The organism is Streptomyces sp. NPDC044106, from assembly GCF_056433985.1.
Genome location: NZ_JBWKFZ010000006.1, coordinates 269,875 through 288,815, shown reverse-complemented (window position 1 = coordinate 288,815; position 18,941 = coordinate 269,875). Strand labels below are relative to the sequence as shown.

General features: G+C 69.5%; 19 protein-coding genes, 1 tRNA gene and 1 riboswitch. Of the genes, 12 read left to right on the top strand and 8 right to left on the bottom strand.

Translation table 11 applies throughout. The annotated features are described in order from the left end of the window. Positions 1 to 119: 119 nt before the first annotated feature. Entirely contained in the window at positions 120 to 584 is a 465-nt protein-coding gene (locus AC07DI_RS13045; protein WP_384263834.1) for a type II toxin-antitoxin system PemK/MazF family toxin, read from the bottom strand. Between the two features lie 200 nt (positions 585 to 784). Here AC07DI_RS13045 and AC07DI_RS13040 point away from each other — a divergent pair, with 200 nt between their 5' ends. Further along, positions 785 to 1,537 (top strand): MBL fold metallo-hydrolase, encoded by a 753-nt coding sequence (locus AC07DI_RS13040; protein WP_384263836.1) that lies wholly within the window; start codon positions 785 to 787, stop codon positions 1,535 to 1,537. Between the two features lie 107 nt (positions 1,538 to 1,644). On the opposite strand, the gene AC07DI_RS13035 is transcribed toward AC07DI_RS13040, so the two are convergent. Together AC07DI_RS13035 and AC07DI_RS13030 are read right to left on the bottom strand one after the other, a co-directional pair. Continuing rightward, positions 1,645 to 2,922 carry a PTS transporter subunit EIIC gene (locus AC07DI_RS13035; protein ID WP_384263839.1) on the bottom strand — a complete coding sequence of 426 codons (1,278 nt, stop codon included), beginning with the start codon at positions 2,920 to 2,922 and terminating at the stop codon, positions 1,645 to 1,647. 254 nt (positions 2,923 to 3,176) lie between these two features. Beyond that, on the bottom strand, positions 3,177 to 4,502 hold the full coding sequence (locus tag AC07DI_RS13030; RefSeq protein WP_384263841.1) for a PTS transporter subunit EIIC: 1,326 nt from the start codon (positions 4,500 to 4,502) through the stop codon (positions 3,177 to 3,179). A 207-nt stretch (positions 4,503 to 4,709) separates the two neighbouring features. Between AC07DI_RS13030 and AC07DI_RS13025 the strand changes: the two genes are divergently transcribed. The 4 genes from AC07DI_RS13025 (at position 4,710) to rdgB (ending at position 7,001) form a co-directional block, all read left to right on the top strand. Beyond that, a complete protein-coding gene (locus tag AC07DI_RS13025) occupies positions 4,710 to 5,000 on the top strand; it encodes a PTS sugar transporter subunit IIB (RefSeq protein WP_384263850.1) in 291 nt (96 codons plus the stop codon). A 98-nt stretch (positions 5,001 to 5,098) separates the two neighbouring features. After that, positions 5,099 to 5,839: a ribonuclease PH gene (gene rph / locus AC07DI_RS13020; RefSeq protein ID WP_384263843.1), complete on the top strand. Its 741-nt coding sequence runs from the start codon at positions 5,099 to 5,101 to the stop codon at positions 5,837 to 5,839. Between the two features lie 126 nt (positions 5,840 to 5,965). Beyond that, on the top strand, positions 5,966 to 6,361 hold the full coding sequence (locus AC07DI_RS13015) for a hypothetical protein (protein ID WP_384263845.1): 396 nt from the start codon (positions 5,966 to 5,968) through the stop codon (positions 6,359 to 6,361). A 34-nt stretch (positions 6,362 to 6,395) separates the two neighbouring features. Then, positions 6,396 to 7,001 (top strand): RdgB/HAM1 family non-canonical purine NTP pyrophosphatase, encoded by a 606-nt coding sequence (rdgB, locus tag AC07DI_RS13010; protein ID WP_478904274.1) that lies wholly within the window; start codon positions 6,396 to 6,398, stop codon positions 6,999 to 7,001. Positions 7,002 to 7,056: 55 nt separating this feature from the next. Here the strand turns inward: rdgB and AC07DI_RS13005 are convergent. The 3 genes from AC07DI_RS13005 to bcp form a co-directional block, all read right to left on the bottom strand. Beyond that, positions 7,057 to 7,141: transfer RNA gene (locus AC07DI_RS13005), tRNA-Leu, on the bottom strand. Positions 7,142 to 7,335: 194 nt separating this feature from the next. After that, the gene (gene proP / locus AC07DI_RS13000) at positions 7,336 to 8,832 is read right to left on the bottom strand and encodes a glycine betaine/L-proline transporter ProP (protein WP_478904272.1); all 1,497 of its coding nucleotides are present in this window, start codon (positions 8,830 to 8,832) and stop codon (positions 7,336 to 7,338) included. 132 nt (positions 8,833 to 8,964) lie between these two features. After that, positions 8,965 to 9,432, bottom strand: coding sequence for a thioredoxin-dependent thiol peroxidase (gene bcp / locus AC07DI_RS12995; protein ID WP_384253751.1), 468 nt, complete (start codon positions 9,430 to 9,432; stop codon positions 8,965 to 8,967). A 217-nt stretch (positions 9,433 to 9,649) separates the two neighbouring features. Between bcp and AC07DI_RS12990 the strand changes: the two genes are divergently transcribed. The 3 genes from AC07DI_RS12990 (at position 9,650) to AC07DI_RS12980 (ending at position 10,920) form a co-directional block, all read left to right on the top strand. After that, positions 9,650 to 9,970, top strand: coding sequence for a DUF3618 domain-containing protein (locus AC07DI_RS12990; protein WP_478904270.1), 321 nt, complete (start codon positions 9,650 to 9,652; stop codon positions 9,968 to 9,970). 80 nt (positions 9,971 to 10,050) lie between these two features. Beyond that, positions 10,051 to 10,395 carry a GroES family chaperonin gene (locus AC07DI_RS12985; RefSeq protein WP_030793504.1) on the top strand — a complete coding sequence of 115 codons (345 nt, stop codon included), beginning with the start codon at positions 10,051 to 10,053 and terminating at the stop codon, positions 10,393 to 10,395. 92 nt (positions 10,396 to 10,487) lie between these two features. Next, positions 10,488 to 10,552: riboswitch (guanidine-III (ykkC-III) riboswitch) on the top strand. 47 nt (positions 10,553 to 10,599) lie between these two features. Next, positions 10,600 to 10,920, top strand: coding sequence for a DMT family transporter (locus AC07DI_RS12980; protein WP_150168366.1), 321 nt, complete (start codon positions 10,600 to 10,602; stop codon positions 10,918 to 10,920). Between the two features lie 66 nt (positions 10,921 to 10,986). On the opposite strand, the gene AC07DI_RS12975 is transcribed toward AC07DI_RS12980, so the two are convergent. Next, complete coding sequence (locus tag AC07DI_RS12975) at positions 10,987 to 13,557, bottom strand: transglycosylase domain-containing protein (RefSeq protein ID WP_478904269.1); 2,571 nt, start codon at positions 13,555 to 13,557, stop codon at positions 10,987 to 10,989. A 252-nt stretch (positions 13,558 to 13,809) separates the two neighbouring features. On the opposite strand from AC07DI_RS12975, the gene AC07DI_RS12970 reads away from it, so the two are divergent. Genes AC07DI_RS12970 through AC07DI_RS12955 form a run of 4 tightly spaced genes read left to right on the top strand, consistent with a single transcriptional unit; the run spans position 13,810 to position 17,179 of the window. Further along, a complete protein-coding gene (locus AC07DI_RS12970) occupies positions 13,810 to 14,631 on the top strand; it encodes an ABC transporter permease (protein ID WP_478904267.1) in 822 nt (273 codons plus the stop codon). Positions 14,632 to 14,662: 31 nt separating this feature from the next. Further along, positions 14,663 to 15,487, top strand: a complete 825-nt coding sequence (locus tag AC07DI_RS12965; protein WP_384254074.1) for an ABC transporter permease — start codon at positions 14,663 to 14,665, stop codon at positions 15,485 to 15,487. A gap of 6 nt (positions 15,488 to 15,493) precedes the next feature. Then, complete coding sequence (locus AC07DI_RS12960; protein ID WP_384253760.1) at positions 15,494 to 16,459, top strand: ABC transporter ATP-binding protein; 966 nt, start codon at positions 15,494 to 15,496, stop codon at positions 16,457 to 16,459. A 9-nt stretch (positions 16,460 to 16,468) separates the two neighbouring features. Further along, positions 16,469 to 17,179 carry a DUF1707 SHOCT-like domain-containing protein gene (locus tag AC07DI_RS12955; RefSeq protein WP_478904265.1) on the top strand — a complete coding sequence of 237 codons (711 nt, stop codon included), beginning with the start codon at positions 16,469 to 16,471 and terminating at the stop codon, positions 17,177 to 17,179. 256 nt (positions 17,180 to 17,435) lie between these two features. Here the strand turns inward: AC07DI_RS12955 and AC07DI_RS12950 are convergent, their stop codons facing one another. Beyond that, the gene (locus AC07DI_RS12950) at positions 17,436 to 18,749 is read right to left on the bottom strand and encodes an SGNH/GDSL hydrolase family protein (protein WP_384253765.1); all 1,314 of its coding nucleotides are present in this window, start codon (positions 18,747 to 18,749) and stop codon (positions 17,436 to 17,438) included. Between the last annotated feature and the right edge of the window lie 192 nt (positions 18,750 to 18,941).

Below are 18,941 nucleotides of genomic sequence, written 5' to 3'. Positions count from 1 at the left end.
GGGCTCGGTTGAGTCACCGGCTTCGCCGAGTTCGTCCTCAATCGCCGGACGGGCTTGAAATCCACGGGGCTCACGCCGCTGCGGGGACTGGGCATCCAGTCCCCGCAGCGGCGTTCCGGTTAGCCACCGGCCAAGTACTTCACCCGATCCCACAGCACCGGATCCACCACCCCGGCCCTGCGCCGGAACTCGCCCAGCGGCACGTCCCGCAGCTCGTCCGTCTCCAGGAAGCTCGGGCGGCCCTGAGCGTCGCCCACCGCCCCCGGCGGGAGCGTGATCACGCCCGCTCGCTCGTCGTGGTACTTGCTGGTGATCTTCGCGACCCGGGCGTTCCCGCCCCGCACCGACAGGACCAGGCACGGGCGGTCCTTGCCGCCGGGGCCGTCCTCGTACGGCACCTGCGCCCACCAGATCTCCGCAGGTCGCGGCGCGGGCAACCGGCGCCGGGGGTCTCGTGGCGGCCGTGTCCTGCCGGGCGGCCGGGAGCTGGACGCACGGGGGCCGCGCCCCCAGCCGTCCACCAGCGTGACGACGAGCGCGAGCACCACCACGGCGCCCAGCGCCAGCCACCAGGACGTGTCCATGAGGTCGACGGTACCGGCGCGCGCGCCCCGCCGCCCACCGCGCCCCGAGCGCCCCAGGAGACCCCCGAACCGGTGACAGTGCAGGTGAGTTCCCCCACAACAGCCGGTGACGGAGGAACGACCAGCCCTTTTGCGCCTTACGCTCGACGGACCGCACACCACCCCCCAGACTCTCCTGCCAGCGCGGAGGTTCCAGCTTCATGAAGCTCACCGTCGTCGGCTGCTCGGGGTCGTTTCCGTCCGCGGACTCGGCCTGCTCGAGCTACCTCGTCGAGGCCGACGGCTTCCGGTTGCTGCTCGACATGGGCAACGGCGCCCTCGGCGAGCTGCAGCGCCACATCGGTCTGTACGACCTGGACGCGGTCTTCCTCAGCCATCTGCACGCCGATCACTGCATCGACATGTGCGCGTACTTCGTCGCGCGCTACTACCGGCACGAGGGCGGCCGCTGCGCCCCCATCCCGGTCTTCGGCCCCGAAGGCACCGAGCAGCGCCTGACCACCGCGTACGCCGACACGCCCTCCGCCTCCTCGATGAGCGAGGTCTTCGACTTCCACACGGTCAAGCCGGGCTCGTTCGACATCGGCCCGTTCGCCGTGCGCACCGAGAAGATGTGCCACCCCGTCGAGGCGTACGCCATCCGGGTCGAGCACGCCGGGAAGTCCCTCACGTACTCCGGTGACACCGGGCCCTGCGAGGCGCTGGACAAGCTCGCCGAGGGCACCGACTTCTTCCTGTGCGAGGCCGCCTTCACGCACGGCAAGGAGAACATCCCCGACCTGCATCTGAACGGCCGCGAGGCGGGGGAGTCCGCGCGGCGTGCCGATGCAGGAAGGTTGCTGCTCACGCACATCCCGCCGTGGACGGACCCGCAGGTGAACCTCGCGGACGCACGCGCCGTGTACGAGGGTCCGGCCGGCCTCGCGGCGCCCGGCGCGACGTACGAGATCTGACCCGATCAGATCCGACCCGATCAGATCCGACCCGATCCGGTCCGACTCGTGACAGAGCCCCCGCCGTTGACTACGGCGGGGGCTCTGTCACGGGTCTGGCGGGGAGGCTACTTGCCCTCCGCCTTCTGCAGTTCGGCCAGCTCCTCGTCGGACTCGCGGCCCGGCGTCGGCAGGTTGAACTTGGTGATCGCGAAGCGGAAGACCACGTAGTAGACCGCCGCGAAGCAGAGGCCGACCAGGGCCAGGCCCCACGGGTTCTTCGCGATGCCGAGGTTCAGCAGGAAGTCGACCGCGCCGGCCGAGAAGCCGAAGCCGTCCTTCATGCCGAGCGCCCAGGTCAGCGCCATGGAGACACCGGTGAGCACCGCGTGGATCGCGTACAGGACCGGCGCGATGAACATGAAGGTGAACTCGATCGGCTCGGTCACACCGGTCACGAACGCGGTGGCCGCGAGGGAGAACATCATGCCGCCGACGACCTTGCGGCGCTCGGGACGGGCGCAGTGCACGATCGCGAGGCAGGCGGCCGGGAGGGCGAACATCATGATCGGGAAGAAGCCGGTCATGAACTGGCCCGCGGACGGGTCGTGGTGCAGGAAGCGCGCGATGTCGCCGTGGTAGTCCACGCCGCCGTCGGTGTGCGTGCCCGCCTGGAACCACGGGAAGGAGTTCAGGAGGTGGTGCATGCCGACGGGGATCAGCGCACGGTTGGCGACACCGAAGACGCCCGCGCCGACGGCGCCCGAACCGACGAGCCACTCACTGAAGTTGTGGATGGCGGTGCCGAGGACCGGCCAGATCAGACCGAAGACGATGCCCGCGACCAGACCCGCGAAGGCGGAGAGGATCGGGACAAGACGGCGGCCGCCGAAGAAGCCGGCCCAGTCGGGCAGCTTGGTCCGGTAGAACTTCTGGTACAGCAGGGCGACGATGATGCCCATGACCACGCCGCCGAGCACACCGGCGTTGACCGGCGCCTCGTTCATGACGATCTTGCCGTCGACGACGGAGGCGACCTTCGGCAGGTTCTTGTCCGTGAAGGTGCCGAGCACCTTCTGGAAGACCAGGTAGCCGGTGACGGCCGCGAGGGCCGTGGAGCCGTCCGACTTCTTCGCGAAGCCGATCGCGATGCCGACGCAGAACAGCAGCGCCATGTTGTCGAGCAGCGCGCCACCGCCCGCCGCCATGTAGCTCGCGAGCTTGTTGATGAAGGTCGGGAACGACTCCTTGCCGAGCATGTCGTCCTGGCCGAAACGGACCAGGAGGGCTGCGGCGGGCAGCACAGCGACCGGCAGCATCAGGCTGCGGCCGATGCGCTGCATGACAGCCATCACGCCGGCGCCCTTTTTCTTGTCGGCCGCGGGGGCGGCACTGGCCGTAGGCACAACTTCCTCCAGTGGGCAAGGCGCCGCCAGGGGACAGTTAAGTGGAAGACGGCGGCGTCTCAGGGGGACGCGGCGAGAAGGCCGCGTGGTCTACACCAATAGTGGTGTAGACCTGTTGTAGCACGGTGAAGGTGACGTAAGGAACCCGTGATTCCTGTTGGCTGGGTCATATCTGGATATGACAGGCCAAAGGCCCTCGGACCTGAGGTCCGAGGGCCTGGTTGGACGGCGAGAAGGCGGCCGGGCGGCGGGAGTTAGGCCTTCGTCTGCTCCCGGTCCAGGGCCTCCGCCTCCTCCTCCGGTTCACGTCCCGGAGTGTGCAGATCGAACTTCGTGATGACGAAGCGGAACAGCGCGTAGTAGACGAGGGCGAAGCAGAGACCGATCGGAATGATCAGCCATGGCTTGGTCGCGAGACTCCAGTTGATGACGTAGTCGATCAGCCCCGCCGAGAAGCTGAAACCGTCCTTCACGCCCAGCGCCCACGTCACCGCCATCGACACGCCCGTGAGTACCGCGTGGATCGCGTACAGCACCGGCGCGATGAAGAGGAACGAGTACTCGATCGGCTCGGTGATCCCCGTGACGAACGACGTCAGGCCGACCGAGAGCATCAGGCCGCCCACCACCTTGCGCCGCTCCGGGCGCGCGCAGTGCGTGATCGCGAGGGCCGCCGCGGGCAGCGCGAACATCATGATGGGGAAGAAGCCCGAGGTGAACTGGCCCGCCGTCGGGTCCCCCGCGAGGAACCGGTTGATGTCACCGTGCACCATCGTGCCGTCCGGCTTCGTGTAGTCGCCGAACTGGAACCAGACGAACGTGTTCAGGAACTGGTGCAGGCCGACCGTGAGCAGCGCGCGGTTGGCGACACCGAAGATGCCCGAGCCCAGCCAGCCGAGGTCGACGAGCCACTTGGAGAAGCTGGTCAGCGCGTCGCCGATGGGCGGCCAGATCCATACGCACAGGCCCGCGAAGACCAGCCCGACGAAGGCCATGATGATCGGCACCAGGCGGCGGCCGTTGAAGAAGCCGAGCCAGTCGACCAGCTTCACGCGGTGGTAGCGCTGCCAGAACCAGGCGGAGAGCAGTCCCATCACGATGCCGCCGAACACCCCCGGATTCTGGTACGCGGCCTGCGCGACCGTCCCGTCCTCGGCCACGCACACCCCGCTCCACATGCCCGCGGCGCCGAACGTGGTGTCCAGCGGGCAGCCCTCGGGGAAGGCGCGGAGCACCGCGTAGTAGACGAGGAAGCCCGCGACCGCCGCGAGCGCCGTGGAGCCGTCCGCCTTCTTCGCCATGCCGATCGCGACACCGATGCAGAACAGCAGCGGAAGGCCGAGCGAGGAGTCGAGCAACGAACCGCCCGCGGCCGCGAAGACCTTGGCGACGTTGGTCCAGCCGAGGCCGTCGTCGCCGAAGACGTCGGGCTGGCCGAGGCGGTTCAGGATGCCGGCGGCGGGGAGGACCGCGATGGGCAGCTGGAGGCTGCGGCCCATCTTCTGAAGGCCCTGGAAGAGGCCGTTCCACCACTTCTTCTGCGGCTTCTTCTGCGGCACCGCCGCGGCTTGCGAACTCATCGGCGTCCTTCCCGGAACAAGCCAGGTTTGGCGGTCGTTGAAAACTGGTGTAGACCAGTTGCGAACGGTGGGAGTGCCGCCCGACGCGGGACGGCACCTTGATCGTCATCATTGGGCACGACGGACGTCACCGCCCGCGAAGATGGTCCAACCGTGCGTTACCGTGGCAAAGCGGACCGACGGCGGGTCGAACGCCGCGTCCTTTGGCTGCACCTCCGGGGCGAGCCCGGGACCCCCAGCCGTGAGAACAACAGGGAGAACACCATGGCCAGCAAGGCTGAGAAGATCGTCGCCGGGCTCGGCGGCATCGACAACATCGAAGAGGTCGAGGGCTGCATCACCCGCCTGCGCACCGAGGTCAAGGACCCCGGCCTGGTCGACGACGCAGCCCTGAAGGCCGCGGGCGCCCACGGCGTCGTGAAGATGGGCACCGCGATCCAGGTCGTCATCGGCACCGACGCCGACCCGATCGCCGCGGACATCGAAGACATGATGTGAGTTCCTGAACTCACCGGGGACTCGCCGTGGACCCACGGACGAGGGGCCCTCCCACGCTCGGGAAGGGCCCCTCACCCATGTCCGGATAGGCTCGACGCATGTCCTCAACGCCCCGCATCGACGGCCGCACCCCCGAACAACTCCGCCCGATCACCATCGAACGCGGCTGGAGCAAGCACGCCGAGGGCTCCGTCCTCATCTCCTTCGGCGACACCAAGGTCTTCTGCACCGCATCCGTCACCGAAGGCGTCCCGCGCTGGCGCAAGGGCAGCGGCGAGGGCTGGGTCACCGCCGAGTACTCGATGCTGCCCCGCTCCACCAACACCCGCGGCGACCGCGAGTCCGTCCGCGGCAAGATCGGCGGCCGCACCCACGAGATCAGCCGCCTCATCGGCCGCAGCCTCCGCGCCGTCATCGACTACAAGGCGCTCGGCGAGAACACCATCGTCCTGGACTGCGACGTCCTCCAGGCCGACGGCGGCACCCGCACCGCCGCCATCACCGGCGCCTACGTCGCCCTCGCCGACGCCGTCACCTGGGCCCAGGGCAAGAAGATCATCAAGGCCGGCCGCAAGCCCCTCACCGACACCGTCAGCGCCGTCTCCGTCGGCATCGTCGGCGGCGTACCGCTCCTCGACCTCTGCTACGAGGAAGACGTCAGGGCCGACACCGACATGAACGTCGTCTGCACCGGCGACGGCCGCTTCGTCGAGGTCCAGGGCACCGCCGAGGCCGAGCCCTTCGCCCGCAAGGAACTGAACGCGCTCCTCGACCTCGCCGTCGGCGGCTGCGAGGACCTCACCGCCTTCCAGCGCGAGGCACTGGAAGCGACGCGCTGACGCGCCGGCGCTCCGCGAGGAACGGCGGCCGGCCAGGCAACCAACCACCCCTCTCCGGGCGTTCTTACGAGTACGGGCGCGCGGGCAGAGCCGCGCGCCCGTCGTACCCCGGGGAGGGACCGAACCATGGCCGCGCGCCACCGTCGTATCGCCACCGCCGTCGCCACGGCACTGATCGTCATCCCGGCCGGCGCCGGCCTCGTCGGCTGCGACGCCGTCTCGAAGGCCTTGGACTGCGTCCAGACCGCGGACACCATCGCCGACAGCGTCACCGACCTCCAGCAGGCCGTCGAGAACGCGGGCGACAACCCCGCCGAGGCCGACCGCGCCCTCGACGACATCGGCAAGAACCTGGACAAGATCGGCGAGAAGACCGACGACACGGACGTGAACAAGGCCGTCGACCACCTCGACGAGGCCGTCGACAACGTCCGCAAGTCCATCAGGAACGGCGACGCCACACCGGACGTCGGCCCGGTCACCGACGCGGCGGGCGAACTGACGAAGGTCTGCACGCCGTGACGGACGCGGGTCGGGCCCCCGGGATACTGGGGCCATGACCCGCCTCATCCTCGCCACCCGTAACACCGGCAAGATCACGGAACTGAAGGCCATCCTCGCCGACGCGGGCCTCGCCCACGAACTCGTCGGCGCGGACGCCTACCCCCAGATCCCCGACGTCAGGGAAACCGGCGTCACCTTCGCCGAGAACGCCCTCCTCAAGGCGCACGCCCTCGCCCAGGCCACCGGCCTGCCCGCCGTCGCCGACGACTCCGGCCTCTGCGTCGACGTACTCGGCGGCGCCCCCGGCATCTTCTCCGCCCGCTGGGCAGGCCGCCACGGCGACGACCGCGCCAATCTCGACCTGCTCCTGGCCCAGCTCGGCGACATCGAGGCGCCCGAACACCGCACCGCCCACTTCGCCTGCGCGGCGGCACTGGCCCTCCCCGACGGCACGGAACGCGTGGTCGAAGGCCGCCTGCGAGGCGTACTGCGCCACACCCCCTCCGGCACCGGCGGCTTCGGCTACGACCCGATCCTCCAGCCGGACGGCGAGAGCCGCACGTGCGCGGAGCTGACCCCCGCGGAGAAGAACGCGATCAGCCATCGCGGGGAGGCGTTCCGGGGGCTGGTGCCGGTGGTGCGGGAGTTGTTGGGCTGAGGCGAACGGGCCGTGGGGCCGGTCTCGGACGACCGGCCCCACGGCCCGTTGCGTGTGCGGCCGGTGGGACTCGAACCCACACGGGTGTTAACCCACTGGGACCTAAACCCAGCATGACTGCCAAATTCCATCACGGCCGCTCAAAAACGGTCACTCTGTCTGACCGGCGGCGTTCAGTGTACGGGCAGGGCAGGTCACCCGGCGAGAGGCGGCCTCCCCTTTCCGGCGGCACCACGTCTCCGTCAGTGCATGGCAGTTGGGGCACAGGTATCTCAGATTTGCCCGCCGGTTGTCAGGTCGGTCCAGTTGCGGGCCGTCGAGAGGGGAGGGTGGGTCAGAACTTCGGGGCCGTCGCCTGTGCCTCGACCATTTCCGCGGCCTCCTCCTTCGTCTCCACCGACGGCGGTGAACCCGACAGCGGCTTCTGGGCCGTTTCCTTCATGCAGGCCACCGCGATGACGCCGACGACCGCCGCGGCCATCGAGTAGTACGCCGGGACCATGTCCGTGCCCGTGAGGCTGATCAGGGACGTGATGACCAGGGGGGCCGTGCCGCCGAAGAGGGAGGCGGAGAGGTTGTAGCCGACGGAGAGGGAGCCGTAGCGGACCGAGGTGGGGAAGAGCGCCGGGAGCGTCGCGGACATCGTGCCGAGGAGGCAGACCAGGGAGAGGCCGAGCAGGAGCATGCCGCCGGAGACCGCGACCAGGCTGCCCTGCTTGATGAGCAGGAACGCCGGGACGGAGAGGACCAGGAAGCCCACCATGCCGGTCATCAGGAGCGGCTTGCGGCCGAAGCGGTCCGAGAGCCTGCCGACCTGGTTGATGATCAGCATCAGGACGATCATGGTGCCGATGAGGATCAGGAGGCCGTGCGAGTCGTCGTAGCCGAGCTCGTCCGAGAGGTACGTCGGCATGTACGACAGCAGCATGTAGTCGGTGACGTTGTACGCGCCGACCAGGGCGATGCAGAGGATCAGCGTGGGCCAGTAGTCGCGGAAGATCTTCGCGAGGTCGCCCTTGGCCGTGGTCTCCACGGTCGACGCGCCTTCGGACGCCGAGTGGTAGCTCGCGTCCTCCATCTTCTGGAACGCCGGGGTCTCGTCGAGCTTGAGCCGCAGGTAGAGGCCGACGAGGCCGAGCGGTCCCGCGACGAGGAACGGCAGGCGCCAGCCCCAGGACTCCATGGCGTCCGAGCCGAGGGCCGAGTTGAGGATGAGCACCAGGCCCGCCGCGCCGGTGTAGCCGGCGAGGGTGCCCATCTCCAGGAAGCTGCCGAAGTAGCCGCGGCGCTTGTCGGGGGCGTACTCCGCGATGAACGTCGAGGCGCCGCCGTACTCGCCGCCCGTCGAGAAGCCCTGGACGAGGCGGAAGAAGATCAGCAGGACCGGCGCCCAGAAGCCGATCGAGTCGTAGGACGGGATCAGGCCGATGGCGAGGGTGCCGATCGCCATCATGATCATCGTCAGCGCGAGGACCTTCTTGCGGCCGACCTTGTCGCCCATCGGACCGAACACCATGCCGCCGACGGGTCGCACCAGGAAGGAGACCGCGAAGGTGGCGAAGGACGAGATCAACTGAGCCGTGTCGTTCCCGGACGGGAAGAAGACGTGGCCGATCGTGACGGCCAGATAGCTGTAGATGCCGAAGTCGAACCACTCCATGGCGTTTCCGAGCGAGGCCGCCTTGACCGCCCGCTTGACCGCGGCTTCGTCCGTGACCGTGATGTCGGTGCGGCGCAGGGGAGGGTTCCTGCGGCGCTTCACGGCCCGGAACAGCGTCCGGTGGCGTCTTACCGCCTCGGTATCCGCCGCGGTCTCGTCGTGGGCCGCCATGGAGTTGATCCTTTCGTTCTTCGTACATACCCCCAGGGATCACTTGCTCGAACGTGGCCAACGCAAACGAAAGCCCCCCGCGAGGGGGGCTTCGTCACACTTCGGAAGGCGGATACGGGAGGAGTGGCGGCCTCAGACGCCCAGGTCGCGGATGATCTTCGCCACGTGCCCCGTCGCCTTCACGTTGTAGAACGCGTGCTCGACCTTGCCCTGCTCGTCGACCACCACGGTCGAGCGGATCACGCCCGTCACCGTTTTGCCGTACAGCTTCTTCTCGCCGAACGCGCCGTACGCCGCAAGGGTCTCCTTGGAGGGGTCGCCGACCAGCGTGACCTTGAGGTTCTCCTGCTCGCGGAACTTCGCCAGCTTCTCCGGCTTGTCCGGCGAGACGCCGATGACGTCGTACCCGGCGGCGGCGAGCGCGTCGAGGTTGTCGGTGAAGTCGCAGGCCTGCTTGGTGCAGCCGGGCGTGAGGGCGGCCGGGTAGAAGTAGACGATGACCTTGCGGCCCTTGTGGTCGGCCAGCGAGACGTCCTTGCCGTCGGCGTCGGGCAGGGTGAAGGCGGGGGCGGTGTCGCCGGGCTGCAGTCGCTCGCTCATGGTTCGGTCTCCTCGTGATCCTGGTAAGGGGTGCTGCGGCAAGAGGTGCTGCTGTAAGGGTGCTGCGGTATGGGGTGCCGCGCGCAGGGTGTGGTGACGGAGTCGAGCGTAATAGGGGTGCCGTGGGGTGCGGTGCGCGTGAAGCTGACAGACTGTGGGATACAGATCCACTGATAGACCGGTTCCGATTTTCAGCTACGACGACGGAGGCAGCGCGGTGTCGGATGCCAGGACCCCTGCGCAGATCGAGGCGGACATCAAGCGCCGGCGCGACCAGTTGGCCGAGACGCTCGACGAGATCGGGGTGCGCGTCCACCCGAAGACGATCGTCGGCGACGCGAAGGCGAAGGTCGTCTCCAGCGTGGACAACACGCTCGGCCGGGCGTACGTCGGGGCGAACCGCTTCGTCTCGGATGTGCGGGGACAGCTGGTCACCGAGGACGGCGCCCCGCGCATCGAACGGATCGTGCCCGTCGCCCTGGTGGCCGTGGGCCTCGTCGGGCTGCTCGTGGTGAGCTCGCGGCGGCGCGACGACTGAGGAGTTCCGGCCCCGGGTTCCGCCCCCGGGTTCCGACCCGGGAGACCATGACGGCGGCCGGTGCGGGTAGGTTCTGGGGCGTGAGCGAGAAGACCCACCACGACGACAAGCTGCCCATCCGGATGCTGCACGACCGTGTGCTCGTGCGGCAGGACACCAGCGAGGGCGAGCGCCGCTCCGGCGGCGGCATCCTGATCCCCGCGACCGCGGCCGTGGGCCGACGGCTCGCCTGGGCCGAGGTGGTCGCCGTCGGGCAGAACGTACGGACGGTCGAGCCGGGCGACCGGGTCCTGTACGACCCGGAGGACCGCGCCGAGGTGGAGGTGCGGGGCGTGGCCTACGTCCTGATGCGGGAGCGCGACCTGCACGCCGTGGCCGCCGACCGGTTCGAGGGTTCGGAGGACTCGACGGGGCTGTATCTGTAGCCCGTTCGGCCCGGGTGGCCCGTCCGTCCGGCCTACCCTCCGAAGATGTCCGAAAGGGCCGGTGACCATCGTCACCGGCCCCTTTCGCGCGGCCTTTGCTACCTTGGAATGACCCCGACGAGACGCGCCGTACCGGGTTCCGCAAAGACGACGCACCCCAATCAGGTAACGCGTTCTCGCGTTCTGCTCGTCGGAGGTGCCGTCATGGCCTGGGTTCTGCTGATCGTCGCCGGTCTGCTCGAAGTGGGCTGGTCGATCGGGATGAAGTACACGGACGGTTTCACGCGGCTGTGGCCGAGCGTCTTCACGGGCGTGGGCATCGTCGCCAGCATGATGCTGCTGTCGCAGGCCGCCAAGACACTGCCCATCGGTACGGCGTACGGAGTGTGGGTCGGCATCGGCGCCGCGGGTGCGGCGGTGCTCGGCATGGTGATTCTGGGTGAGCCGGTCACCGCCGCCCGGATCTTCTTCGTCTGCCTGCTGCTGGTCGCCGTGGTCGGCCTGAAGGCGACGTCCGGGCACTGAGGGAGGGGGCTGTCGGGCCTCACCGCCGCTACCCGTGCGACCGCCGTTACCCGTCCGCGACCGCCGTTACCCGTCCGTGAACCCGCCGAGCGCCCCGCCGTCGTCCTCCGTGCCGCCGTCGGCCGCTCCGCCGGGATCGGTGCCGCCGTCCGTCGGACCGCCCGGGACGCCCCCGTCGGTCGGCCCGCCGTCGGCGGTGCCGCCGTCCGTGGGCCCGCCGTCGGCCGTCCCGCCGTCCGTGGGCCCACCCGTCTGGCCGCCATCGGTGGTGGTGCCGCCGGTACGGCCGCCGCCGCCCGTGGTGGTGCCGCCGGGGTTCTGGCCGCCGTCCGTGGTGGTGGTGCCGCCCGTGGCCTGGCCCCCGCCGGTGTCGGGACCGCCGTCCGTGGTGCCGCCGGTCTCGGGGTCCCCGGTGCCGCCGGTCGCCGGGTCGGTCGGCGGCAGGGGCTGGTCGGCGCCCTGCCCCACCTCCAGGTCGAAGTCCTTGACCGGCTTGCCCTCAAGGGCGGCCTTGGTGAACTGCGCCCAGACCCGCGCCGGGTACGCGCCACCGTTGATGCGCTGCTCGCCGAGCGCCCCGTACAGCGGAGTGTGGGCCCCGGTGTCCGGGTTCTGGCCCATCACCGAGACCACCGTCGCCAGCTCGGGGGTGTAGCCGGCGAACCAGGCCGCCGTGTCGTTCTCCGCGGTGCCGGTCTTGCCCGCCGCCGGACGCCCCGCGCCCTGCGCCGCCGTGCCGGTGCCGCCCTGGACGACGCTCTGCAGGATGGACGTGGTGGTGTCGGCGGCCTCGCGGGTCACGGCCTGCGCGGTCTTCCGCTCCGGCAGTTCGACCTCGCTGCCGTCCTTGGTGATCTTCTCGACGATCGTGTACGTGCCGTGCTTGCCGTGGTTCGCCAGCGTCGCGTACGCCTCGGTCATGTCGAGGACGCTGGCGGTGGACGGGCCGAGCGCGATCGAGGGGGAGGCGTTCAGGTCGGGGGTGTCCTCCGGGACCCCGAGGGCGACCGCGGTGTCCTTGACCTTGTCCGAGCCGACGTCGACGGCCATCTGCGCGTACACCGAGTTCACGGACTTGTCGGTGGCGGTGCGCACGGAGATGTCGCCGTAGTCGACGTTGTCCTCGTTCTCCGGGGCGTACGCGCCGCCGCTCCAGCCCTGCACGGGGCGCTTGTTGGTGCCGTCGTAGACGGTGTTCGGGTTGATCGGGCGGCCGTCCTGGGTGACCGAACCGTTCTCCACCGCGGAGGTGAAGACGAACGGCTTGAAGGTCGAGCCGACCTGGTAGTCACGCCGCGTCGCGTTGTTGACGTACTGCTTGGTGTAGTCGATGCCGCCGTACATGGCGACGACCTTGCCGGTCGCCGGATCGATGGAGGCGCCGCCCGCGCGCACGTTGCGGTCGGCCTTGCGGGCGCCCTTGTCGACCTTGGACATCACCTGGTCGTCGACGGCCTTCTTGAAGGCGTCCTGGCGTTCCTTCTGCAGGGTCGTCGTGATGCGGTAGCCGCCCTTGGCGAGGGTGTCCTCGTCGATGATCTCGTTGGCCGTGAGGTAGTCCTCGACGGCCTTGACGACGTAACCGCGCTGCCCGGAGAGGCCCGCCGCGCCCTTGGCCTCGTCGGGCTTCGGAAACTTCATCTTCACCCGGTCGGACCTGGCGAGCCAGCCCTCCTTGACCATGCCGTCCAGGACGTAGTTCCAGCGGCCCGCCGCGCGCGGCTTGTTCTCGGGGTGCGTGGCGACGTCGTAGGCGTTGGGGGAGTTCAGGAGGGTGGCGAGGTAGGCGCCCTGGGCGGTGGAGAGGTCCTGGACGTTCTCGCCGAAGTAGGCCTGCGCGGCGGCCTGGATGCCGTACGCGTTGCGGCCGAAGTAGCTGGTGTTCAGGTAGCCCTCGAGGATGTCGTCCTTGCTCACCTCGCGGTCCAGCTTGATCGAGATGAAGAACTCCTTCACCTTCCGGGTGACCGTCTGCTCCTGGCCCAGGTAGTAGTTCTTCACGTACTGCTGGGTGATCGTGGAACCGGACTGCTTGCCCTTGCCGGTGACGGTGTTCCAGGCCGCGCGGAGCATCGCCTTCGGGTCGACCGCGGACTCGCCGTAGAAGTCGCGGTCCTCGGCGGCGAGCACGGCGTGCTGGATGGTCAGCGGCATCTGCTTGAGCGGCACCTTCTCGCGGTTGACCTCGCCGTCGCGGGCGATCTGGGTGCCGTCGGAGTACAGGTAGACGTTGCTCTGCTTGGTGGCCGCGCTGTTCGCCGGCGGGATGTCGACGAGCATGTAGCCCGCCATGAAGCCACCGACGAGCAGCAGGGCCAGCAGGATGAAGCCGCCGAGGACCATGCGCCAGGTCGGGAAGATCCGCCGCCAGCCCTTGCGCTTGGGCCGCTTGGGCTTCTCGGGCTTTGCAGACTTCTCGGATGTCTCGGGTGTCTCGGACGCCTCGGGGTTCTCCGGCCCCGTGCCCTCGGCTGCCGCTGCCGCCGCCGCGCCCCCGTCCCCGGCCGCATCCCCGCCCCCGGCCACGTCCTCGCCCCCGGGCGCGCTCGCCGGTTCGCCGGAGGGCGTGTCCTGCGGGTCCCTGGGCGCCCAGCCCTTGCGCCCGGCAGGGCCCTGCTGCTGCGGCTCGTCGCTCATGTCTCGCGGAACTCCCGGTTAGCGTCGTACGTCCAGTACGCCTCGTAAACCCCATTGCAACCCATTGCAACCTCATTGCACACCGTGGCCACACACGTTCGTGACCAGGCACGCGCCCCCGCACCGAAATTGCCTGGCACGGACGACCCCGGTAGCACTAGGCTCCAGCGCTTTGGGCCGGTGGCCCGGCCGGGAACGCAGCCCGGGGTGAAGACCGAGCCCAAGGTGAAGACGAAGCCCACGGTGAAAGGGATGCACGTGCGTACAGGACGGTTCCGTTTGTACGCGGCCGTCGCCGGGGGCAGCTTCCGCAGATACGCCACGTACCGGGTGGCGACCGCGGCCGGGGTGTTCACCAACTCCGTCTTCGGGCTCATTCTGGCGTACACGTACCTCGCGCTGTGGGACGAGCGGCCGGGGCTCGGCGGCTACGACCAGTCTCAGGCACTCACCTATGTGTGGCTGGGCCAGGGCCTGCTGGCGACGATGGCCCTGATGGGCGGCGGCTTCGAGAGCGAGCTGATCGAGCGGATCCGCACCGGGGACATCGCCGTCGACCTGTACCGGCCCGCCGACCTGCAACTCTGGTGGCTGGCGACCGATCTCGGCCGTGGCACCTTCCAGCTGCTCGGACGCGGTGTCGTGCCGATGCTCTTCGGCGGGCTCGTCTTCGATCTGACGCTGCCGACGGGTCCGCTGCGCTGGCTGGCGTTCCTCGTCGCCGTCGTGCTCGGCGCGGTGGTCGGCTACGCCATCCGCTTCCTGGTGGCGCTCTCCGCGTTCTGGCTGCTGGACGGCGCGGGCACCACGCAGGTGGCGATGCTCGCGAGCACCTTCTTCTCCGGGATGCTGCTCCCGCTGAACGTCTTCCCTGGCGCGCTCGGCGAGATCGCCCGCGCGCTGCCCTGGTCGGCGCTGCTCCAGATGCCCGCCGACGTGTTCCTCGGCGAGGCGACCGGCGCCGATGTGCTGCGGACGTACGCCTTCCAGATCGGCTGGGCGGTGGCGCTCGTGACGGCCGGGCGGTTGTTGCAGGCGGCGGCGACGCGACGGGTGGTGGTCCAGGGTGGCTGAGCCGACGCCGGGGAGGGGCGGGCTCGCGCGGGTGCGGGGCGGCGTGGCGCAGGTGCGCGACGGGTTCCGTGCCTACCGGCTGATCTCCGCCATGTGGATCCGTTCCCTGATGGCCTACCGCGTCTCCTTCCTGCTGACCGCGTTCGGCAACTTCGCGGTGACCGCGTTCGACTTCGTGGCGATCCTGCTGATGTTCTCCCAGGTGGACCGGCTCGGCGGCTACTCGCTCGCCGAGATCGCCTTCCTGTACGGCGTCTCGTGCACCGCGTTCGGCCTCGCCGACCTCGCGCTCGGCTCCATGGACCGGCTCGGCAGGCGGGTGCGCGACGGCACACTCGACACGCTCCTGGTGCGGCCCGCCCCGGTCATCGCCCAGGTCGCCGCCGACCGCTTCGGCCTGCACAGGATCGGCCGCGTCACGCAGGGCGCGTGCGTCCTCGGGTACGCGCTCGTCGTCCTGGACGTCGACTGGAGTCCGGTGAAGGTCCTGATGGTGCCGCTGATGCTGCTGTGCGGCGCGGGCATCTTCGGGGCCGTGTTCGTGATGGGCGGGGCCTTCCAGTTCCTGGCGCTGGACGCGTCCCAGGTGCAGAACGCCTTCACGTACGGCGGCACCACGCTTTTGCAGTACCCGCCGACCGTCTTCGCCAAGGACCTGCTGCGCGGCGTCACCTTCGTCCTGCCGCTCGCCTTCGTCAACTGGCTGCCCGCGCTGTACGTGCTCGGCCGGCCCTACCCGCTCGACCTGCCGGCCTGGGTGGCGTTCGCGCCGCCGCCGGTGGCCGTCGGCGCTCTCGCCCTGGCTGGTCTCGCCTGGCGCGCAGGCCTCCGTTCGTACCGCAGCACCGGGAGCTGAACCACCATGAGTACCGCCTTCATCGAGCTCGACGGCGTGGAGAAGGTCTTCGACGTACGCAAGCGGACCGGCTTCCTGCGACATGAACGGCACGAGGTGCGGGCGGTCGACGGGATCTCCTTCACCGTGCCGCGCGGTGAGATGGTCGGCTACATCGGACCCAACGGCGCGGGCAAGTCGACGACGATCAAGATGCTGACGGGCATCCTGACGCCCAGCGGCGGCCGGCTGCGCGTCGCGGGCATCGACCCCTCCCGCGAGCGCACCCGCCTGGCCCACCGCATCGGCGTCGTCTTCGGCCAGCGCACCACGCTCTGGTGGGACCTGCCGCTGATCGACTCGTACCGCCTGATGCACCGGATGTACCGCATCCCGGACGGCCGTTACGCGGAGAACCTCGACCGCTGCGTCGAACTCCTCGAACTCGGCGCCCTGTTGGACGTGCCCGTACGCCAGCTCTCCCTCGGCCAGCGGATGCGCGGCGACATCGCGGCGGCGCTGCTGCACGACCCGGAGGTGCTGTATCTGGACGAGCCGACGATCGGCCTCGACGTGATCAGCAAGTCGAAGGTGCGGGGTTTCCTGCGCGACCTGAACGCGGCGTCCGGCACGACGGTCCTCCTCACCACGCACGACCTCACCGACATCGAGCAGCTCTGCGAGCGCGTGATGGTCATCGACCACGGGCGCCTGATGTACGACGGGCCGCTGGCAGGCCTGCACGAGGTGGGCGAGAGCGAGCGCACCCTCGTCGTCGACCTCGAACGTGAACTGCCGCCCATCGAGGACGAGTCGGCGCGGGTGGTGAGGGTGGAGGGTCCTCGGCAGTGGTTGGCCTTCCCCATGGCGGAGTCAGCTGCTCCGCTTGTCGCGCGGATCGCGGCGCGCTATCCCCTGGCCGATCTCTCGGTCAGGGAGCCGGACATCGAAGCGGTCATCGCCAAGATGTACGCGGAGAAGGGGAGCTCGTAGGCTGCCCATATGAATGACGAACACCCCGTTCACCCCCAACACCCCGAACGCCCCGACCTGCGCGCCTCCGACGCCGACCGCGAGAAGGTCGCCGAACAGCTCAGGGACGCGCTGACCGAGGGCCGCCTCGACATGTCGGAGTTCGAGGAGCGCCTGGACGCGGCGTACCGGGCGCGTACGTACGGGGAGTTGGCCCCTCTCACCCGCGATCTGCCCTCGCACGGCGCCAAGGTGTCCATGGTGAAGCGGCCGGTGAGCGACGATCCCGCCGCCATCGACTGGGACGAGCGGATGGTGCGCGGCGGCGAACCGTCCTCCACGTTCGGCTTCGCCGTCTGGAGCGGGTTCGGCCGCAAGGGCGGCTGGGTGGTCGGCCGCCAGTTCGTCGGCTTCGCGCTGTGGGGCGGCGGCGAGATCGACCTGCGCGAGGCGAGGTTCACGGAACGCGAGGTCGAGATCCGCTGCTTCACGATCATGGGCGGAATACAGGTGATCGTCCCCCCGGACATGACCGTCACGGTCAAGGGCTTCGGAATCATGGGCGGCATCGACGACAAGGCCACGGGCGAGGGCACCCCCGGCTCCCCCCGAGTGACGGTCAGGGGCTACGCCCTGATGGGTGGCATAGGCGTAGACCGAAAAATCCGCAGAATGGAACGCCTACGCCTAAAGGAACAACGCCGCAGAGAAGCCCTGGAACGAGGAAACGACCGACACTGACCCCCCAAGGGGCGCGGGGAACTGCGCAACAGAGCCACGGGTGGGCCGCACTGACCGACGAGGCAGACCGAAGCCTCCTCCAGGGGCGCGGGGAACTGCGCAACAGAGCAACGGGTGGGCTGCGCATACAGGCCCGGCCCGCCGAAGCCTCCCTAGAAGGGGCGCGGGGAACTGCGCACCAGAGCAACGGGTGGGCCGCACTACCCGACCAGCCAGACCGAAGCCTCCCTAAAACCCGCCCCCCACCCCGGGAGGGTCAAAGCGCAGCCGACCCTTTGAGCCCCGCAAGATCAAACACCTCAGCCATCCGCCGGAACCCCGCATCGGACGGATGCAGATGATCCCCCGAGTCGAACCGCGCCCGAAGCCTCCGCGGGTCATACGGATCCCGCAACGCCCGGTCGAAGTCCACGAACTCATCGAAGACCTCGCCGGAGCGAATCCGCGCGTTCACACCCTCCCGCACGGACTCCAGAGCGGGCTCGTACCCCCGGTGCCCCCCGAACGGCATCAGCGTCGCCCCGACGACCCGCAGGCCACGCCCATGCGCCTGCCGGGTCAGCTCACGCAGCCCCTCGACGATCCGGTCGGGATCGTTCTGGTGCGGGTTGCGCAGGATGTCGTTGACGCCGAGCGCGATGACGACGGCCTTGACGCCGGTGCGGTCGAGGACGTCACGGCCGAACCGGGAGAGCCCGCTGGGATTGACGGCGGGATTGCCGCGCCCGTCGGAGAGGACGCGGTTGCCGCTGATGCCCTGGTTCACGACGCCGTAACGAGGCGCGCCGGGCTCGTCGCGCAGCCGGTCGGCGAGGACGTCGGTCCAGCGGCGGTTGGCGCCCATCGTGGAGGAGATGCCGTCGGTGATCGAGTCACCGAAGACGACGACGGTGCCCTCGGTCTCGTTGCTGAGGACGTCCACCGCGGTGAGGTAGCGCCAGTACGGGCTCTGCTCGGTGTACGCGTCACCCAACTGGTCCTCGGTGCGGTCACCCTCGGCGACGTAGCTGATCTGGCGCGCGTGCGGGTGGTAGGTGACGGGCCCGGACGGGGTCGGCGAGTACGTCGTGACCAGCAGGTCCGCGTCGTGCGGGACGCGCAGCCTGGCGGCGTCGCTCAGCACCTGCTGCCCCGGCGCGATCACCACCGACGTGTTGCCGCCGAAGGTGAGCCTGCGCAGCGTGCCGGCCGCGGCGGCCGGGTTGTTCGACGCGGAGGCCAGCGCGATCGAGGCGTGCGTGATGCTGAGCGGCGTACGCCCGTACAGGTTGGACAGCGTGATGCGGGCACTCGTGCCGCCGACGCTGGTGTGCACGACGTTGCGCAGGGAGCGGCCGGCGAACCCCCGCCGCTCGGTGCCCGGTTCGGACCCCGCGGGCGAGGCGGACCAGGAGCCGACCCAGCTGCCGGAGGAGGCGGGTGCGGCGGAGTTACGGGGGTTGCGCGAACCCGCGCTGAAGGGGTCCTGCGAGCCGTCGTCGGTGGAGACCCCGACGTATATGGCGGCCGAGATCACCACTATGACCGCGATGACCGCGGCGAGAAGGGCATAACCGTGTCGCTTGGTCATGCGGGCTCTTTCTCCTCGGGAAGGGGGAGCCCCGAGGCTCCGGTGTGATCACCCCATGATGCGGCATGGGCCGTGAGGCGGCCGACACTGCCCCCCTCCGTCCTCTGGGACGCCGGGAACTTGTCGTCCGTTCCAGGAGTCGGTCAGGAAGGGGCGTACGCCACACGGTGTGGGGACAATCGGGACACGAGA